This window comes from Delftia sp. ZNC0008, assembly GCF_000799035.1.
GTDB classification, from domain to species: domain Bacteria; phylum Pseudomonadota; class Gammaproteobacteria; order Burkholderiales; family Burkholderiaceae_C; genus Comamonas; species Comamonas tsuruhatensis.
The window spans coordinates 1-728 of sequence record NZ_JTKZ01000065.1; the positions used below are offsets into that span (position 1 = coordinate 1).

Sequence of the window (728 nt, forward strand, 5' to 3'; positions counted from 1 at the left end):
CCGCGTCAGATGCGGCCATCGCGCGCATGGCCCGGCGTGGCGGCCATGTCCTGCAGCTCGTGGACCATCATGGAGCGCAGGCCCTGCAGCCGTCCCTGCAGGGTGACCGGCAGGATGAATCGGTAGGCAGCCCAGCCGGCCAGCGGCCCGGACACCACCGCCAGCCCCAGGGCCAGCGCATGGCCGAAGCTGGCCGTCTGCGGGTAGTGGGGCTGCAGCAGGAGCAGCAGCACCATGTTGCAGTCATAGCCCGAGAGCGCGGTGCGCTGGTGCGAGAACAGCAGTGCGCCCACGTAGACAAAGGGCAGCATCAGCCACACCAGGCCCGCCTGGCTGCTGGCGAACGGCCAGACCAGCCACTGGCAGGCCAGGGCCACCAGCACGCCCATGGCCTGGCCCAGGGTCACATGGCGCATGGTGGCCGACGGGTTCTCGAAGCCCGAGAACACGGTCAGCATGATGGACATGCCCAGCAGCATGTAGGCGCCGCCGCTCCAGCCCGTCACCACCCACAGCAGGCCCACGATGGCGATGGCCGCGCTGGCGCGCAGCATGGCGCGGCGCGCGCCCAGCCAATCGCTGTGCAGCACCACGGGCCATTGGCGGGCGCGGTGGCCGGGCGGCAGGGCCACGTCATGGGTGGCGGCCAGGTGGGCCTGCAGCGCAAAGCCCATCGGGGCCAGCATGTCGGCTGCGCCGGGCCAGGCCACAGCGGCCTCGCGTGCGCG

At 72.0% G+C, this 728-nt stretch carries 1 protein-coding gene; it reads right to left on the reverse strand.

Going from position 1 to position 728, the window contains the following annotated elements; genetic code table 11:
* Positions 1 to 5: 5 nt before the first annotated feature.
* Positions 6 to 728 (reverse strand): FUSC family protein (locus tag L995_RS02050; protein ID WP_047468621.1); only part of this gene is annotated, 723 nt, incomplete at its 5' end.